The sequence below is a fragment of the Blastococcus sp. SYSU DS0753 genome, assembly GCF_054051175.1.
Genome location: NZ_JBJHAT010000003.1, coordinates 223,675 through 239,071, shown reverse-complemented (window position 1 = coordinate 239,071; position 15,397 = coordinate 223,675). Strand labels below are relative to the sequence as shown.

Annotated in this window: 15 protein-coding genes and 3 tRNA genes; 9 read left to right on the top strand and 9 right to left on the bottom strand. The window is 75.7% G+C overall.

Features of this window, described 5'->3' with window-relative positions; translation table 11 throughout:
- Window positions 1-213 precede the first annotated feature (213 nt).
- Both ACI799_RS04565 and ACI799_RS04560 read right to left on the bottom strand, forming a co-directional pair.
- Complete coding sequence (locus ACI799_RS04565; protein ID WP_456590015.1) at window positions 214-435, bottom strand: DUF3073 domain-containing protein; 222 nt, start codon at window positions 433-435, stop codon at window positions 214-216.
- Between the two features lie 135 nt (window positions 436-570).
- Window positions 571-1,662: a Glu/Leu/Phe/Val family dehydrogenase gene (locus ACI799_RS04560; RefSeq protein WP_456590014.1), complete on the bottom strand. Its 1,092-nt coding sequence runs from the start codon at window positions 1,660-1,662 to the stop codon at window positions 571-573.
- A gap of 149 nt (window positions 1,663-1,811) precedes the next feature.
- Here ACI799_RS04560 and ACI799_RS04555 point away from each other — a divergent pair, with 149 nt between their 5' ends.
- The 4 genes from ACI799_RS04555 (at window position 1,812) to ACI799_RS04540 (ending at window position 6,267) form a co-directional block, all read left to right on the top strand.
- Window positions 1,812-2,804 (top strand): sugar ABC transporter substrate-binding protein, encoded by a 993-nt coding sequence (locus ACI799_RS04555; RefSeq protein WP_456590013.1) that lies wholly within the window; start codon window positions 1,812-1,814, stop codon window positions 2,802-2,804.
- A gap of 104 nt (window positions 2,805-2,908) precedes the next feature.
- Window positions 2,909-3,859 carry an ABC transporter permease gene (locus ACI799_RS04550; RefSeq protein ID WP_456596184.1) on the top strand — a complete coding sequence of 317 codons (951 nt, stop codon included), beginning with the start codon at window positions 2,909-2,911 and terminating at the stop codon, window positions 3,857-3,859.
- The gene (locus ACI799_RS04545) at window positions 3,856-4,665 is read left to right on the top strand and encodes an ATP-binding cassette domain-containing protein (RefSeq protein ID WP_456600003.1); all 810 of its coding nucleotides are present in this window, start codon (window positions 3,856-3,858) and stop codon (window positions 4,663-4,665) included. The genes ACI799_RS04550 and ACI799_RS04545 overlap by 4 nt, the downstream gene beginning before the upstream one ends.
- A 183-nt stretch (window positions 4,666-4,848) precedes the next feature.
- Complete coding sequence (locus ACI799_RS04540) at window positions 4,849-6,267, top strand: M23 family metallopeptidase (RefSeq protein ID WP_456612517.1); 1,419 nt, start codon at window positions 4,849-4,851, stop codon at window positions 6,265-6,267.
- A 26-nt stretch (window positions 6,268-6,293) separates the two neighbouring features.
- Here ACI799_RS04540 and ACI799_RS04535 read toward each other — a convergent pair whose 3' ends face one another.
- Window positions 6,294-6,794: a hypothetical protein gene (locus tag ACI799_RS04535; protein WP_456600005.1), complete on the bottom strand. Its 501-nt coding sequence runs from the start codon at window positions 6,792-6,794 to the stop codon at window positions 6,294-6,296.
- Between the two features lie 57 nt (window positions 6,795-6,851).
- On the opposite strand from ACI799_RS04535, the gene ACI799_RS04530 reads away from it, so the two are divergent.
- From ACI799_RS04530 to mftG, 3 genes are read left to right on the top strand one after another with little or no spacing between them, the layout of a single operon-like run.
- A complete protein-coding gene (locus tag ACI799_RS04530) occupies window positions 6,852-7,721 on the top strand; it encodes an MBL fold metallo-hydrolase (protein ID WP_456600006.1) in 870 nt (289 codons plus the stop codon).
- A complete protein-coding gene (locus tag ACI799_RS04525; protein ID WP_456612516.1) occupies window positions 7,718-9,037 on the top strand; it encodes a class I adenylate-forming enzyme family protein in 1,320 nt (439 codons plus the stop codon). The genes ACI799_RS04530 and ACI799_RS04525 overlap by 4 nt, the downstream gene beginning before the upstream one ends.
- Complete coding sequence (gene mftG / locus ACI799_RS04520; RefSeq protein ID WP_456612515.1) at window positions 9,030-10,559, top strand: mycofactocin dehydrogenase MftG; 1,530 nt, start codon at window positions 9,030-9,032, stop codon at window positions 10,557-10,559. The genes ACI799_RS04525 and mftG overlap by 8 nt, the downstream gene beginning before the upstream one ends.
- A 67-nt stretch (window positions 10,560-10,626) precedes the next feature.
- Here mftG and ACI799_RS04515 read toward each other — a convergent pair whose 3' ends face one another.
- Window positions 10,627-10,842: a hypothetical protein gene (locus ACI799_RS04515; RefSeq protein ID WP_456590005.1), complete on the bottom strand. Its 216-nt coding sequence runs from the start codon at window positions 10,840-10,842 to the stop codon at window positions 10,627-10,629.
- Window positions 10,843-11,060: 218 nt separating this feature from the next.
- On the opposite strand from ACI799_RS04515, the gene ACI799_RS04510 reads away from it, so the two are divergent.
- Both ACI799_RS04510 and ACI799_RS04505 read left to right on the top strand, forming a co-directional pair.
- Window positions 11,061-11,750 carry a phosphodiesterase gene (locus ACI799_RS04510; RefSeq protein WP_456612514.1) on the top strand — a complete coding sequence of 230 codons (690 nt, stop codon included), beginning with the start codon at window positions 11,061-11,063 and terminating at the stop codon, window positions 11,748-11,750.
- A gap of 169 nt (window positions 11,751-11,919) precedes the next feature.
- Window positions 11,920-12,957 (top strand): glycosyltransferase, encoded by a 1,038-nt coding sequence (locus ACI799_RS04505; RefSeq protein ID WP_456612513.1) that lies wholly within the window; start codon window positions 11,920-11,922, stop codon window positions 12,955-12,957.
- 48 nt (window positions 12,958-13,005) lie between these two features.
- On the opposite strand, the gene ACI799_RS04500 is transcribed toward ACI799_RS04505, so the two are convergent.
- The 5 genes from ACI799_RS04500 to ACI799_RS04480 form a co-directional block, all read right to left on the bottom strand.
- Window positions 13,006-13,079 (bottom strand) — tRNA-Phe (locus ACI799_RS04500).
- Between the two features lie 23 nt (window positions 13,080-13,102).
- Window positions 13,103-13,176: transfer RNA gene (locus tag ACI799_RS04495), tRNA-Asp, on the bottom strand.
- 23 nt (window positions 13,177-13,199) lie between these two features.
- A tRNA-Glu gene (locus ACI799_RS04490) sits at window positions 13,200-13,272 on the bottom strand.
- A gap of 96 nt (window positions 13,273-13,368) precedes the next feature.
- Window positions 13,369-13,701, bottom strand: coding sequence for a hypothetical protein (locus ACI799_RS04485; protein WP_456590002.1), 333 nt, complete (start codon window positions 13,699-13,701; stop codon window positions 13,369-13,371).
- Between the two features lie 23 nt (window positions 13,702-13,724).
- Window positions 13,725-15,362 carry a metallophosphoesterase family protein gene (locus ACI799_RS04480; protein WP_456590001.1) on the bottom strand — a complete coding sequence of 546 codons (1,638 nt, stop codon included), beginning with the start codon at window positions 15,360-15,362 and terminating at the stop codon, window positions 13,725-13,727.
- Window positions 15,363-15,397 lie beyond the last annotated feature (35 nt).

Below are 15,397 nucleotides of genomic sequence, written 5' to 3'. Positions count from 1 at the left end.
CACCCGCCGCTACGACACCGCTGCGACGTCACCCCAGCCCTGCGCTCGTCCTCCGAGGGCCACAGCCCTGGGATGACGACCACCGCGCTGGGGTGGTGAGCACGGTGGCCGGTGAGCTCGCCGCCGAGCCGACGCGGACCCGACACCACGACACCGCTGCCCCGAGGGGCGGCGGTGTCGTGGTGTCGACGGATCAGGTGCCCGGACCGCCGGTCAGCGGCTGGCCGCCCAGTCGTCGTCCGAGTCGTCGTCCGCCCAGCGGTCGGCGTACTCGTCGTCCTCGTCGTCGTCGTCCTTCGCCGCGCTGGGCGCGGTGTAGGTCGACGACGAACCGGCCAGCTCGCGCTGCAGCGCGGTGAGGTCGGTGTTGGGTGAGCTGTACTTGAGCTCACGGGCCACGCGTGTCTGCTTGGCCTTCGCTCGGCCGCGCCCCATCGGCTCGACCCCCTCATTACGGAGTGCGGAGGCCCAGCCAAGCGGCTGATGCGGCCCGCATGGCGACCCCGACTGAGTGACTATGTCTCGGACAACATTACGACACGGATCGGCGACGGGCACACGCCCTCCCCCTCAGGAGGTGTGCGCGCCCTCCACCGGTCGGCGCGGGAGCCGGATCGTGGCCAGCCGGCCGACCGAGCGCATCCGCTCCTCGGCGAGCCGGTCGGCGGCGGCCGCGGGGGAGATGCCCTCGGCGTCGGCGAGCGCGAACACCCGCAGCGCGACGTCGAAGATCCCCGAGGCCTTGGCCCGGGCGCGGTCGAACGAGAAGCCGTGCCGCTCGTCCTCCACCTGGATCACCCCGCCGGCGTTGACCAGGAAGTCGGGCGCGTAGAGGACGCCGCGTGCGCGGAGCCGGTCGGCCGCCCCGGGGCTGCCCAGCTGGTTGTTCGCCCCGCCGCACACGATCCGGCCCGGCAGCGCCTCCACCGTCTCGTCGTCCAGGGCCCCGCCGAGCGCGCAGGGCGCGTAGACGTCGTGCGGCGTGCGCACGAGGGCGGCGGTGTCGGCGACGGCGCGCACCTGCGGGTGCCTGGCCCGCACCCGCTCGACGGCGCCTGGGTCCACGTCGGTGACCACGACGTCGGCGCCGTCCTGCACGAGGTGGTCGACCAGCCAGGACCCGACCTTGCCGACGCCGGCGACGGCCACGGTCCGCCCGCCCAGCGCGGGGGTGCCCCAGCAGTGCTGGGCGGCGGCCCGCATGCCCTGGAAGACGCCGTAGGCGGTGAGCACGGAGGAGTCGCCGCACCCGCCGTAGGCCTCCGAGCGGCCGTGCGCGTACCGGGTCTCGCGTGCCACGACGTCCAGGTCGGCGTTGTACGTGCCGACGTCGCAGGCGGTGAGGTAGCGCCCGCCCAGGGACTCCACGAACCGGCCGTAGGCCCGCAGCAGCGCCTCGCTCCTGTCGGTGCGCGGATCGCCGATGATCACGGCCTTGCCGCCGCCGAGGTCCAGGCCGGCCAGGCTGTTCTTGTACGACATGGCGGCCGACAGCCGCAGCACGTCGGCCACCGCCGCGTCCTCGCTGGCGTAGGGGTAGAAGCGGGTGCCCCCCAGCGCCGGCCCGAGGGTCGTGGAGTGGATCGCGATGATCGCGCGCAGCCCCGAACCGGGATCGCTGCAGAAGACGACCTGCTCATGACCGGATGCCAGCACGTCCACGACGCCGAGCCTAGGCCGACCGGGCGTCGCCCGGTCGGTGGAAGTGACCTGCCGGTGCCTCCGGCGGCACCGGCGGCAGGTGGGCGGGGCATGATCCTTGGCGGACATGACGCGCGGGCCCGCACCCCGCGAGCACAGGAGGATTCCCGATGGCCGCACCGAAGCGACTGCTGGCACTCGCCGTGGCTGCACCCCTGCTCCTCTCCGCGTGCACCACCGAGGGCGGCGGGGGCGGGGAGAGCGCCGCGGGTGGTGCGGACGGCGGGGACCTCACCTTCTCGGTCGTCACGCACGGCTCGGCCGGTGACGCCTTCTGGGACGTCGTGCAGAACGGCGCCGCGGCGGCCGGGGAGGACCTCGGCATCGACGTCGACTACCAGAGCGACGGCGACCCGCAGCGCCAGGCGCAGCTGATCGACGCCGCGGTGAACCAGGACGTGGACGGGATCGTCGTCTCGCTGGCGAACCCGGACGCCCTGCGGGACTCGGTCGAGGCGGCGGTGGACGCCGGGATCCCCGTCGTCACCATCAACTCCGGCGGCGACCGGTCGGCCGAGTTCGGCGCCATCGGCCACGTCGGCCAGGACGAGGTGGTCGCGGGCCAGGGGGCGGGCCGGCGGCTGGCCGAGGAAGGCGCCACGAGCGTGCTCTGCGTCATCCACGAGGCCGGCAACATCGGGCTGGACCAGCGCTGCTCGGGCGCCTCCCAGGGCTTCGCGGACGCCGGCTCGGCGCCCGGGGACTTCACCGTCGTGCAGGTGGACATCAACGACCTCACCGGCGCCCAGTCGACGATCGCCTCCCAGCTGCAGGCCGACCCGGGGATCGACGCGGTCCTCACGTTGAACTCCGCGCTCGCCCCCGTCGCCGTGGAGGCCGCCGGGGACGCCGGGTCGGAGGCGCTGGTGGCCACGTTCGACCTCAACGAGGACGTCATCAGCGGCATCCAGGACGGCGACATCGCCTTCGCCGTCGACCAGCAGCAGTACGAGCAGGGCTACCTGCCGATCGTGATGCTCAAGCTGTACGCGGAGAACCTGAACACCGTCGGCGGCGGGCAGGCCGTGCTCACCGGCCCCGGCTTCGTGGACGCCGACAACGTCGACGAGATCGCCGACCTGGCTTCGGAGGGCACCCGCTGAGCACCCGGGAGGCCTCCGCTCCGGCCGAGGAGCGGGCCGACGAGCGGCTGGCCGCACCGGGGCCGCTCCGCCGGCTGCTGGCCAAGCCGGAGCTGGGCGCGCTGGTGGGCGCGGTCGCCGTGTTCACCTTCTTCGCGGTCCAGTCCGAGGTGTTCCGGTCGCCCCGCGGCATCGCCAACTGGCTCGACCCGGCGTCGACGCTGGGGATCATGGCGGTCGCGGTCGCGCTGCTCATGATCGGCGGGCACTTCGACCTCTCCGCCGGGGTGATGACGGGGACGACGGCGCTGACCGTGGGGATCGTGGCCACGGAGCTCGGCCAGAACATCTGGGTGGCCATCGGCGTGGCGCTCGTGCTGGCGCTGGCGATCGGCTTCTTCAACGGCTGGCTGGTCACCCGCACCGGGCTGCCGAGCTTCATCATCACGCTCGGCACCTTCCTGATGCTCCAGGGGCTCAACCTGGGGCTGACGAAGTTGTTCACCAGCACGGTGACCGTCGGCGGCATCGACGACGCACCCGGTTACGCCGCCGCCGAGTGGGTCTTCGCCTCGCGCGTCCAGGTCCTGGGCGCCGATGTGCGGGTGGCGGTGTTCTGGTGGCTGCTGTTCACCGCGCTGGCGACGTGGGTGCTGCTGCGCACGCGCTTCGGCAACTGGGTCTTCGCCACCGGCGGCGACGACGTGGCCGCCCGCAACGTCGGCGTGCCCGCCCGCCGCACCACGATCACCCTGTTCATGACGACGGCGGCCGCGGCGTGGTTCGTCGGCACCACCCTGGCGGTGCGGCTGACCTCGGTGCAGGCCAACACCGGCATCGGCCAGGAGCTGATCTACATCGTGGCCGCGGTGATCGGCGGGTGCCTGCTCACCGGCGGCTTCGGCTCGGCCGTCGGCGCCGCCCTCGGGGCGCTGATCTTCGGCATGACCCTGCTGGGGATCCCCTACCTGCGCTGGGACGCCGACTGGTTCTACTTCTTCCTGGGGGCGATGCTGCTGCTCGCGGTCCTCGCCAACCGGCTGGTGCGGCGCTACGCCGAGGCGGCCCGGCGATGAGCACGGCACCGACGACCTCGCCGACGACCCCGCCGTTGCTCGAGCTGCGCGACGTGGGCAAGGACTACGGCTCGGTCATCGCGCTCGACGGGATCCGCGCGACCGTGCGAGCCGGGGAGGTCACCTGCGTCCTGGGGGACAACGGCGCCGGGAAGTCGACGCTGATCAAGGTCCTGTCGGGCGTGCACGGTGCAGACCGCGGCGCGGTCCTGCTCGACGGGCGACCCGTCGCCTTCGGCTCGCCCCGCGAGGCGCTGGACGCCGGCATCGCGACCGTCTACCAGGACCTGGCGATGATCCCGTTGATGTCGATCTGGCGGAACTTCTTCCTCGGTGCCGAGCCCACCCGTGGGTGGGGGCCGTTCCGTCGTTTCGACGTCGCGCGCGCCAAGGAGACGACCCGCCGGGAGCTGGCGGCGATGGGGATCGACATCCGCGATCCCGACCAGCCGGTGGGCACGCTCTCCGGTGGGGAGCGCCAGTCGGTGGCCATCGCGCGGGCCGTGCACTTCGGTGCGCGGGTGCTGATCCTCGACGAGCCGACCTCGGCGCTGGGGGTCAAGCAGGCGGGGGTCGTGCTGCGCTACGTGGCGCAGGCGCGGGACCGCGGGGTCGGCGTCGTGCTGATCACGCACAACCCGCACCACGCCCACCCGGTGGGTGACCGGTTCCTGGTGCTCAACCGGGGGCGCAGCATGGGGGAGTTCGCGAAGGCGGAGATCAGCCGCGAGGAGCTGACCCGGCTGATGGCCGGCGGGGCGGAGCTGGAGGCGCTGTCCCACGAGCTGGAGCGCCCATCCGGCTGAGCCCGGCCGCGGGGCGGGGACGGACGCCGTCGGCCATGTCGACATACCGATCGCGACGATGCGGTCACCGAGCGTTCTTGTTGCGGCGCGGCGAGAGTTCCGCGTGTTGCCTTTGTGACTACCGGTGACAGTGCGACTGTTCGCGGGCCACACCGCCCACCCTCTTCCCCAGGGAGCGAGCACATGTCCCAGCGCCGTCCGACCGGACCGGCGACTCCACGGGCCGGCAGCCGCCGGCCCGTTGCGGGCCGCTCTCCCCGCCCGTTCCGCACCGCCCTGATCGGGGCGGTGGTCGGCGCGACGCTCGTGCTCACCGGCACGCCCGCCGTCGCGGTGCCTCCGCCGCCGCCCAACCCGACCGACGGCGAGCTCGGTGCGGCCCGGAGCGAGCAGGACGCGGCCGCCGCGGAGGTGGGCCGCATCCGGGCCCTCGTCGCCACCGCCGAGGCCGAACTGGAGCGCGTCGGTGTCCTGGCCGAGGCCGCCGGGACCGCTTACGAGGCGGCCGTCGAGGAGCTGCAGCTCGCCCAGGAGGCCGCCGAGCGGGCCGCTGCCGAGCTCCGGGCCGCCGACGAGGCCGTCGCCGCGGCGGGGCTGCGGATCGCGGCGTTCTCCCGCGACAGCTACATGAACGGTGGGAGCCTCACCAGCTCCGCCGCGCTCCTGGACTCCGAGGGGCCGGGCGAGCTCATCCAGCGCGCAGCGATGCTCGACTACGTCGCGGCCAACCAGCTCGACGTCCTGGCCGAGTTCGAGGTGGCTCGTGTGCGGCAGGCGAACGCCAACTCGACCGCCCGGGCCACGCGCGACGAGCGCGCTGCCGCGGAGGACACCGCCGAGGCCGCCAAGGCGGCGGCCGACGCGCAGCTCGCCACCCAGCAGGCGGCCTACGCGGGGATCGAGGCGCAGAAGGCGGAGTACGACCAGCAGTTGAAGGCCGCCCAGATCCGCCTCCTCGAGCTGCAGGGCGCGCGCAACGCCCACGACCAGTGGGTGGCTCAGAAGGCGGCCGAGGAGGCCGCCGCCCGCGAGGCGGCCGAGCGCGCCGCCCGCGAGGCCGAGCGTGCCGCCCGCGAGGCCGAGGCGGAGGCAGCCCGCAACCGTGCCAACGCCGGTGGCGGCGGCAGCGCGGGCGGCGGTAGCACTGGCGGCGGCGGCGGCGGCGGCGGTGGCGGCGGCACGGTCAGCGGGTCCGGCTACGTCAAGCCCACCTCGGGGCGGGTGTCCAGCTGCTACGGCTGGCGCTGGGGGGCCCTGCACGGCGGTGTGGACATCGCCGCCCCGATCGGGACCCCGGTGTACGCGGTGACCAGCGGCGTCGTCCGGCGCGCCGGCACGGCGACCGGCTTCGGGTACGCGGTCTACATCGAGGGCGACGACGGCGCGGTCACCGTGTACGGGCACGTGAACCGGTACTTCGTCTCCGCCGGCGAGCGGGTGTCGGCCGGCGAGCGGATCGCCGAGGTCGGCAACCGTGGGCAGTCCACCGGGCCGCACCTGCACTTCGAGGTCCACCCCAGCGGCCGGATGTACGGCGGACACGTGGACCCGGTGCCGTGGCTCAACGCCCGGGGCGTCTACCTCGGTGGCTGCGGCGGCTGACCACGGCCCGGTCGGGCCGGGAACGGTCAGCTGGTGGGGGCGCTCTCCTCGGTGGGCAGGCCCAGCCCGCACTCCTCGGCGAGGTAGGCCTGCACGTTGGTCGAGGCCGTGTCCAGCTCCTGCTCCAGCGGAGCCAGCTCCTGCTCGAGGGTGGCCAGCGCCTCCGGGTCGCTGAGGTCGACGCCCTGGAGGGTGGCCGCGAGCTGCTCGGCGTCGTCGGCCAGCGCGCTCCAGTCCGGGGCGATCTCGTCCGGCGCGTCGATCGCGCGCATCTCCCGCGCCGCCGCGCGGAGGATCTCCGGCAGGTCACCGGGGTCGCCGGCGGCGGTCGCGCTGCCGGTGAGCCGCTCCTGGATGCTGACGGCCTCCGCGCAGAAACCACCGTCGGTGGCCTCGGGAGCTCCGGTCGCGGTGGTCTCCCCGGCTGCGGTGCTCCCCCCGTCGTCGTCGGAGCTCCCGCAACCGGTGAGCAGGGCCAGGGCGGTCACGGCCGGGAGCACCCCGGCGCGGAGGAGGGGGCGGCGCATGGGCGGAGGGTAGCCGCCGGGTGCGCGCCCCGGCGGCGGCGCACTAGCGTGCCGGGGGTGGCCCTCCCGACCGACCCCCGCACCTCGTGGGGGCTCCCCGCACCCGGCGCACTGCCGCGCACCGCCGAGCTGGAGCCGCTGGTCACCAGGGTGCTGGCGCCCAACCCCTCGCCGATGACCCTCGACGGCACGAACACCTACGTGGTGGGCGCCCCGGGCAGCGGCCAGGCGGTGCTGGTCGACCCGGGTCCGGACGACGCCGCGCACCTGGCCGCCGTCGAGGCCGCGCTCGCCGCACGGCAGGCGCGCTGCGTCGCCGTCCTGGTCACCCACCACCACGGGGACCACGCCGAGGCGGCGCTGCCGTGGGGGGCCCGTCTCGGCGCCCCCGTCGCGGCGGCGTCGGGGGACGTCGCGGGTCCCGCCGGACGGGTGCTCGAACCGGGGGAACGGCTGTCCCTGGCCGGGACGGTGATCGACGTCGTCGGCACGCCCGGCCACACCGCCGACCACCTGGCGTTCCGCCTGGAGTCCGGGGCGGTCCTGGTGGGCGACCACGTCCTGGGGCGGGGCACCTCGGTCGTCACCCACCCCGAGGGCGACGTGGTGGCGTACCTGGAGTCGTTGCGGCGGGTGCACGACCTGGGGCCCAGCGCCCTCTACTGCGGCCACGGCCCGGAGCTGACCACCGATCCCGGTGCGGTCCTCGAGTACTACCTGGCGCACCGGGCGCACCGCGAGCAGCAACTGCTCGACGCGCTGGCCGGTGGTGCCCGCAGCGTCGACGAGCTCGTGGCGGCGGTCTACGCCGACGTGCCCCGCGAGGTGTGGCCGGCCGCGGCGCAGTCGACCCGGGCCACCCTGGCCAAGCTCGCCGCCGACGGCCGGGTCGAGCTCGTCGGCGGGGACGGGGTGCGGCCGGCATGACCGGGGCGGGGGTCGCCGTGGTCACCGCCGGCGCCGGCGAGCGCGACCAGCGGCGCGCCGCAGCCGGGCTCGCTGCCGCCGGGGTGCGGGAGGGCGACCGCGTGCTCGTGTCCGCGGTCGCCTCGCCGGCGCTGCTCGCCGTCGTCCTCGGCGCGCTGCGCACCGGCGTCGTCCCCGTGGTGCTCGACCCGGCGCTGCCGGCCGAGGAGCGCGCGGCGCTGGCCGCCGACGCCGACCCCGCGCTGGACGCCGGGACCGACCCGGCGCGTCTGCTCGGCGACGCGGAGGCCGCGCTGGCCCCCGTGCCCCTGGCGCGGCCCATGCACTACACCTCCGGCACCACCGGCCGGCGCAAGGGCGTGTGGTCCGGCGTCCTGGGCGCCGACGACGCCCGCGCCCTGGCCGGGGAGGAGATCGAGCTGTGGGGCTTCGGGCCGGGGGACCGGCACGTCGTCCTCTCGCCGCTGCACCACAGCGCGCCGCTGCGGTTCGCCGTCCACACGCTGCTGGCCGGCGGTGAGGTGCTGCTGCCCGGCCCCTTCGACGCCGCCCGCGCCGCCCGGGTGATCTCCACCCACCGGCCGACGACGGCGTTCTGCGTCCCCACCCACCTGCAGCGGCTGCTCGCCCGGGACGACGTCGACTGGTCCTCGTTCCGCCGGCTGGTGCACGCCGGCGCGCCGTGCCCCGAGCCGCTCAAGCGCGCGGTCCTCGCGGCGCTGCCGGAGGGCAGCGTGTGGGAGTTCTACGGGTCCACCGAGGCGCAGTTCACCGTCTGCTCGCCCGAGGACTGGCTGGCCCACCCCGGCAGCGTGGGGCGGGCCCGTCCGGGGCGGCGGCTGGAGACCGACGAGCGCGGCCAGCTCTGGTGCGCGGTGCCCCGCTGGGCCCGTTTCGAGTACTGGCGGGCGCCCGAGAAGACGGCCGCGGCGTGGCGGGGGGAGCGGGTCACCGTCGGCGACCTGGGCCGGGTCGACGACGACGGCACCGTCTGGCTGGACGGCCGGCGGGAGGACCTGGTCATCTCCGGTGGGGTGAACGTCTACCCGGCGGAGGTGGAGGCGGTCCTCGACGCCCATCCCGGTGTCGTGGAGAGCGCGGTGTTCGGCATCCCCGACCCCGAGTGGGGGCAGCGGGTGGTGGCCGCCTACGTCGGCGACGCGGACGCCGGCGCGCTGGCCGCCTGGGCCCGGGAGCGGCTGGCGCCGGCCAAGCGCCCCAAGTCGCTGCACGCGCTGGCCGACCTGCCCCGCACCTCGACCGGCAAGGTGCGCCGGCTGGACCTGCCGGGGGTGCTCGGCCTGGCCGGTGGCTGAGCACTGGGACGTCGTCGTCGTCGGCGCGGGCACGGCCGGGTGCCCGCTGGCCGCCCGGCTGGCCGACGCCGGCCGGCGGGTGCTGCTGCTCGAGGCGGGGGCGCACCACCCCGACCCCGCGCGCGTCCCGCCCGAGCTCCGCGACGCCAGCACCCTGCGCGCCGCGGTGAGCGGGCACCCGGCGAACTGGGACCTGCCCGGGCTGCTGCCCGGGGGGCGGGCCGTGCGGGTGCCCCGCGGCCGGGTGTCCGGCGGCTCCAGCGCGGTGAACGCCGGCTACTTCGTGCGCCCTACGCCCGCGGACGCCGCCGGCTGGGCCGCGGCGGGGAACGACCTGTGGTCCTGGGACCGGCTGCTGCCCGCGCTGGTGCGGCTGGAGAGCGACCGCGACTTCGGCGACCGCCCCGGCCACGGGGCCGACGGGCCGGTGCCGGTCACGCGCCCGCGGAGCGCCCCGCCCCTCGCCGAGGCGTTCGCCGCCGCGGCCGAGGAGCTGGGGGTCCCGGCCGAGCCGGACAAGAACGCCGGTGGCGCGCCCGGCTACGGCCCGTTGCCGCGCAACGTCGTCGACGGCGTCCGGATCAGCACCGCGGCGGCCTACCTGGCCCCGCGCCGCGGGCACCCCGGCCTCACCGTGCGCGGCGGCGTCCAGGTGCTGCGGGTGCTGGTCGAGCACGGCCACGCGGTGGGCGTGCGCACGACCGGCGGCGAGGTGCGCGCCGAGGAGGTGGTGCTGGCCGCGGGGGCGGTGGGCTCGGCGCACCTGCTGCTGCTCTCGGGGATCGGTCCACCGTCGGTGCTACGGGCCGCCGGGATCGAGCTGCTGGTCGACGCCCCGGGGGTGGGGCAGCAGTGCTCGGACCACCCGCTGGTCTACCTGCCCTTCCGTCCCGTGCCGGGCACCACGGCCCCGCCCGGCCGGTCCCCGCTGCACGGCGTCCTGCACGGGACCTCGCCCGGCGCCGAGGTGCCGGGCGACCTGGAGCTGCTGCCCTGGCTGGCCCCGTTCGCGCAGGTGATGACGGGCCACGCCGCACCCGAGGGCGAGGTGGTCGAGCTCGGGGTGGGGCTCCAGCGGACGGTCGGCCGCGGGCGGCTGGTCCTCGACCCGCGGGACCCGGCCGCCCTCCCGGTCGTGGAGTACGGGCACCTGGCGCAGGAGCCGGACCGCCGGCGGATGCGGGACGGGGTGCGGATGGCGGCGGAGCTGCTGCGGACCCGCGCGCTGGCCGCGGTGGGTGTGCCGACCGACGAGCCGACCGGCGCGGTGCTGGCCGACGACGTCGCGCTGGACGCCTGGATCCGTGCCCGCCTGACCACCGCCGTCCACCTGTCCGGGACCGCGCGCATGGGGCCGGAGAGCGATCCCGGAGCCGTGGTCGACCAGCGGCTGCGGGTCCGCGGGGTCGAGGGGCTCCGGGTGGCCGACACGTCGGTGCTCCCGCAGGTGCCCAGCCGCGGACCGGCTGCCACCGCCGTGCTGGTCGGGGAACGCGCCGCAGAGCTGATGGCCGGGAGCTGAGCCACGCGGCCGTCGGCGCGGGTCCCGGCGGCGCGAGAGGCGCGGCCGCCGGGACCCGGGCTCCGGGTCAGCGGATGGCGGACATCTCGCTGGTGGTGGTGGTCGGGGCCGACCAGGCGTCGGGGTGCGGCCGTCCGACGTCGGACGTCCAGGCCGGGGTGCGGGGCCCGCTCTGCGGCCCGCGGCTGGTGGTGGCCGGACGGGCGCTCAGGCTCACGATCGCGGCCAGGAGCACGAGCAGGCCGACCAGTACACCGCCGAGGGTCAGGAGCGTGGAGAGCATGTACACAACGTAGGCGGTTGGTGCTGTGCTGTCACCGGGCAGAACTCCCCGAAGATCGGCTGCGACGTGCGCAGAGTTCACCCGCGTTCTCCCGTCGCGCCCCAGCTGCCCCAGCACCCTTCGCCGAGGGGTGCCGCCGCACTGGTCGCTCTGCCGTGGCCGGTTGCCCGACGGTCGACGGCGGGTAGGGCAGGCGCCGTCGGTCGAACGGAGGACGTGTGCCTGATCTGGTGGCAGCTGCGGGGCAGGTGGTGGCGGTGCCGCTCGGCGCCGTGGCGCGCTGGCGGCGTGGCCGCCCCATGCACCCGCGCGGGGCGGTGCTGGCCGGTGTGCTGGACCGGCAGGGCGCGCGACCGCCGTTCGGGGTCCCGTGGCTCGACGGCGCCGGTACCGACGACGTCGTCGTCCGGATGTCGCGCGGCGCCGGGCTCCCGGCCCCGCTGCCCGACGTCCTGGGGCTGACGATCCGGTTGACCGGTGCGGACGGCTTCCCGGTCGACCTGCTGCTCTCGACCATCGGGCGCGGCCGCCTGACGCGGCTGGTGCCGGTGCCGCGGGCGGACGCGGCGGCGACCTACGGCTCGATCATGGCCTACCGCTCGGCCGTCGGGCCGGTGCGGCTGGCCGCCCTCCCGCAGGCATCCTCCCTGCCCACCGACCCCGCGCCGCTGGCCGCGGCCGCCGTGTCGGGCGACGTCGTCTTCACCCTGGCGGCCGCCCGCGGCCTGGAGGAGTGGCGCCCCTTCGCCACGCTGCGGGCCACCGGTCGGCACGGCTCGCTGGACACCGACCTGCGCTTCGACGCGGTGCGGAACCCGCCGCCGGGGCTGGCCGCCGACGGCCCGCTCGCCCGCTTCCGCGAGCCTGCGTACGCCACGGCGCGCTGGATCGGCCGCACCGGTTCGTGACGCGCCGGAGATGCCAACTCACCCGATGGAGTTGATCACCGATTGCCCGGGGGCCGCGTGGGGTATGCAGAACCGGACCGGGCGCATGGACGTCGCCGGGCGCTGAGGACGTCGAGCGGCACCGTCGTGCTGTCGTGAGGCTCGACCGCACGAGGAGATGCACCCGCGCGTGACGCACGCAGAACCCCCGCTCCCGGGGCTGCCCCCGACGCCGGGGGCAGGCATCCGGGTGGTGTCCATCCCGCACACCGACCCCTACGTGGACGCCGTGCTCCCCGACGGGTCGATCCGGGTCGGCGACCACGTCGTCCCCAGCCCGTGGCTGGACCTCGCCCACCTGGCGGTCCACGCGGACGAGGTCGACGTCGTCCACCTGCACGCCGTCCACGGGTACCTGGGCGCGACCGAGCTGGAGGCGTGGGCCGAGGAGCTGCAGCGGCTCGGTATCCCGCTCGTCGTCACGGTCCACCAGCTGCGCGACCCGCAGCGCCCCGCGCCCGCGGAGACCGACGACCACCTCGCGGCGGTGCTCGCGACGGCGGAGGTCGTGCTCACCCTCACCCCCGGGGCGGCCGACGAGATCGCCGAGCGGTACGGGCGCACGGCGATCGTCGTGGCCCACCCGTCCATCGCCGTCCCCGACCCCGAGCTGGGCGCCGAGCGGGGGCTGGTCGGCGTGCGGGTGGGGCCGGCGTCCAGCACGATCCCCGACCCCGTGGGGATCGTCCGCGCGGCTCTCTCGGGCGCGCTGTCGGGCGGTGGCCGGCTGCGGGTCCTCGTCGACGAGGCGGAGGCGCCGGCCCTGGATCCCGAGATCGTCGCCCTCGCCGAGGAGGGAGAGGTGGAGCTCGTCCTGGTCGGCGACGGTGGATGGACCGCCCAGCTGCAGCAGCTGCACGCCGCGGTGCTGCCCGAGCGGTGCGGCACGCACTCGGCCGACGTCGAGATCTGCCGGGACGTCGGCACCCGGGTGGTGGCGCCGAGCTGCGGGTGGTTCGCCGACCAGTGGTCGGACGTCGCGCCCTACACCAACGACGAGTTCACGGGCCTGGACCCGGTGTCGCTGACCGCCGCGATCGGCGCGGCGCTCACCCGGCCCATGCCGCGGCCCGCCGACCGGAGCTGGCGGGAGGACCAGCGCGCCGCCGTGCGCGAGGTGCACGGGGAGGTCTACGCCCAGGTGGTGGCCGACCGCAGCTGGGCGTGAGATGACGACGGGCCCGGCGACTGCCGGGCCCGTGCGATGAGGAGAGTGTGGGCAGGGGCGGGGTCGAACCGCCGACCTCTCGCTTTTCAGGCGAGCGCTCGTACCGACTGAGCTACCTGCCCCTTCCGGTGACCTCACCGGAGAGCGACCCTGACGGGACTCGAACCCGCGACCTCCGCCGTGACAGGGCGGCGCGCTAACCAACTGCGCTACAGGGCCTTGCTGGTGGTGCTGGTGCTGCGTGCCCCCAACGGGGTTCGAACCCGTGCTACCGCCTTGAAAGGGCGGCGTCCTGGACCGCTAGACGATGGGGGCTCGTGTTCGCCGGGGGCAGCGAGAACAATACATGGCTCCCGGGCCCCGCCCGAGGCGGGGTCCCCCGAGAGGGGGCGGCGCGCCGGACGACCCGTCTCAGCCGAGGGTGGCCCGCAGCTCCACCGAGTCGTCGGTGACGCTGGAGCAGGCGAGCTCCAGAGGGCCGGCGGAGACGCTCTCGCCCTCGGCGCAGGACACGGTGGTCCCGCCGACGGTCAGCGTGGCGCGACCGTCCTGCACGCTGTCGAACGCCAGCGTGGTGCCGAGGATCTCGGCTTCCGCGCCGTCGCCGGAGAGGGTCACCGTGCAGGTTCCCCCGGAGCACGAGACGTTCTGGGACGAGAGGGTGCAGCCGCTGAGCGCCGCGAGGGAGAGGCCGCCGGCCAGCACCCCAGCGGCCAACCGGGTGATGCGGGTCGTCGACGTCATGTCGCGAGCGTAGGACCCGGCGGTCATCCCGGCGGGGAGGTCGGCGCGAGCGGGGCGCCGCCCGGCCCGGGGGGCACGACCACGCCGCCGCCCGGCCCCGGCTCCACGCCCGCGTCGGGGGGTTCCACCTCGCCGACCACCGGGGGCTCCACCCCGCCGACGGCAGGGGGCTCCACCCCGCCGACGGCAGGGGGCGCCACCCCGCCGGCGGGCAGCTGGGCCTCGTCGGCCGGCGGGCTCTCCGCGACGATGGTGCGCTCCACCGTCACCTCCGTGGAGCCCAGCCCACCGAGGGTGATGTCGTCGTAGGCCTGCAGCGCGCCGGTGGCCGGGTCGAGGTAGAGCACGGTGCAGGTGAGCGGTTCCGGGTACTCGCCCTCGAGCGCTCGCAGGCCGGCGCCGCCGGTCGAGCCCTGCACCATCAGCAGGGTTCCGTCGGAGAGCTCCTCGACCACCCGGTTGTGCGTGTGCCCGGCCAGCACCAGCGGCACGAGGCCGTCCAGCGGCGGCGCCTGCTTCGGGTCGTGCACCATCGCGATGGCCGGGTCCTCGGCCAGCGTCCGGGTGTAGTCCGCCAGCTCCTCGCCGGACCGCTCGAGGACGTCGGCGCCCGCGTCGTCGTCGCCGGTGCTCTTGTCCGGGGTGAACCGGGGATCGGGGGCGCCGACGATCCGGATGCCGGCGACGCTCACGTCCGAGTCGTCCAGGACGGTGACGTTGGGCTGGGCGGCGAGGATGCTCGCCGTGGTGGCCGAGTCGTGGTTGCCGCGGATGTAGACGTAGGGCACGCCGAGGTCGCCCACCGCGGTGATCAGCCGGTTCTCGGGCTCGCTGCCCCAGTCGGTGATGTCGCCGGTGTCGAGGATGCCGTCGATCTCGAAGCGCTGCGCCACCTGCCGCACCAGGTCGAAGCCGGCCGGGTTGAGGTGGATGTCGGACACGTGCAGGAGGGCCACGGAGTCGCCGGTGCCGCTCGGCGAGGGCAGCGCGGACAACGTCGCGTAGAGCGTGCCCACGTTGGCCACCAGGTCCTCGAGGGACGCCCGGTAGGCATCGAACCGGGCGACGATGTCCTGGGCGTTGCCGATCAGGCTGTTGGCGTTCACCAGCAGTCCGGTGTACGTCGGCTGCGACAGCGCCTCGGGGCGCCACGTCGCGGCGCCCAGCGCGCCCGTGCCGGCCAGCAGCGCCGCGGTGATACCGACGGCGATGAGCGGCTCGCGGCGGCGGCGCAGCACGACCCAGGAGGTGAGCGCGGCTCCGGCGAGCGCCACCAGCACGGTCACCCAGACCAGCCGGACGACGGCGGACTGCAGGTCCTCGGTCACCCGGTCGACGACGCCGGCCAGCCGCACCGGGTCGGTCGCCAGCGCCTCCGCGCGGGCCTGGTCGACCCGTTGCAGCGAGATGTCCAGCCGGAGCGGCCCGTCGTAGGCGTCGACCGCCAGGGAGCCCAGCGGCGGGACGGCGACCTCCGCACCGCCGGAGGCGGGGCGGAAGGCGAGCGTGGCGTCGAACGGCCCGATGGGCGCGGAGACCCGCGCGAACAGCAGGACCGCGATGACGGCACCGACGAGCGCGATGGCCACGCGGCCGGCCCATCGGCCGGCCACCCGGGCCCGGCCGGGCCAGGGGGACGTCGACGCGGTGGGCTCGCTCACGTGGACCACGCTAGCGACGTCCGGGTCGTCGTTCC

Coding starts and splice junctions, on each gene's coding strand:
- ACI799_RS04515 (WP_456590005.1), bottom strand. CDS start 10,842: ATGCTCTCCACGCTCCTGACCCTCGGCGGTGTACTGGTCGGCCTGCTC.
- ACI799_RS04485 (WP_456590002.1), bottom strand. CDS start 13,701: ATGACGTCGACGACCCGCATCACCCGGTTGGCCGCTGGGGTGCTGGCC.
- ACI799_RS04540 (WP_456612517.1), top strand. CDS start 4,849: ATGTCCCAGCGCCGTCCGACCGGACCGGCGACTCCACGGGCCGGCAGC.
- ACI799_RS04525 (WP_456612516.1), top strand. CDS start 7,718: ATGACCGGGGCGGGGGTCGCCGTGGTCACCGCCGGCGCCGGCGAGCGC.
- ACI799_RS04565 (WP_456590015.1), bottom strand. CDS start 435: ATGGGGCGCGGCCGAGCGAAGGCCAAGCAGACACGCGTGGCCCGTGAG.
- ACI799_RS04545 (WP_456600003.1), top strand. CDS start 3,856: ATGAGCACGGCACCGACGACCTCGCCGACGACCCCGCCGTTGCTCGAG.
- ACI799_RS04535 (WP_456600005.1), bottom strand. CDS start 6,794: ATGCGCCGCCCCCTCCTCCGCGCCGGGGTGCTCCCGGCCGTGACCGCC.
- ACI799_RS04555 (WP_456590013.1), top strand. CDS start 1,812: ATGGCCGCACCGAAGCGACTGCTGGCACTCGCCGTGGCTGCACCCCTG.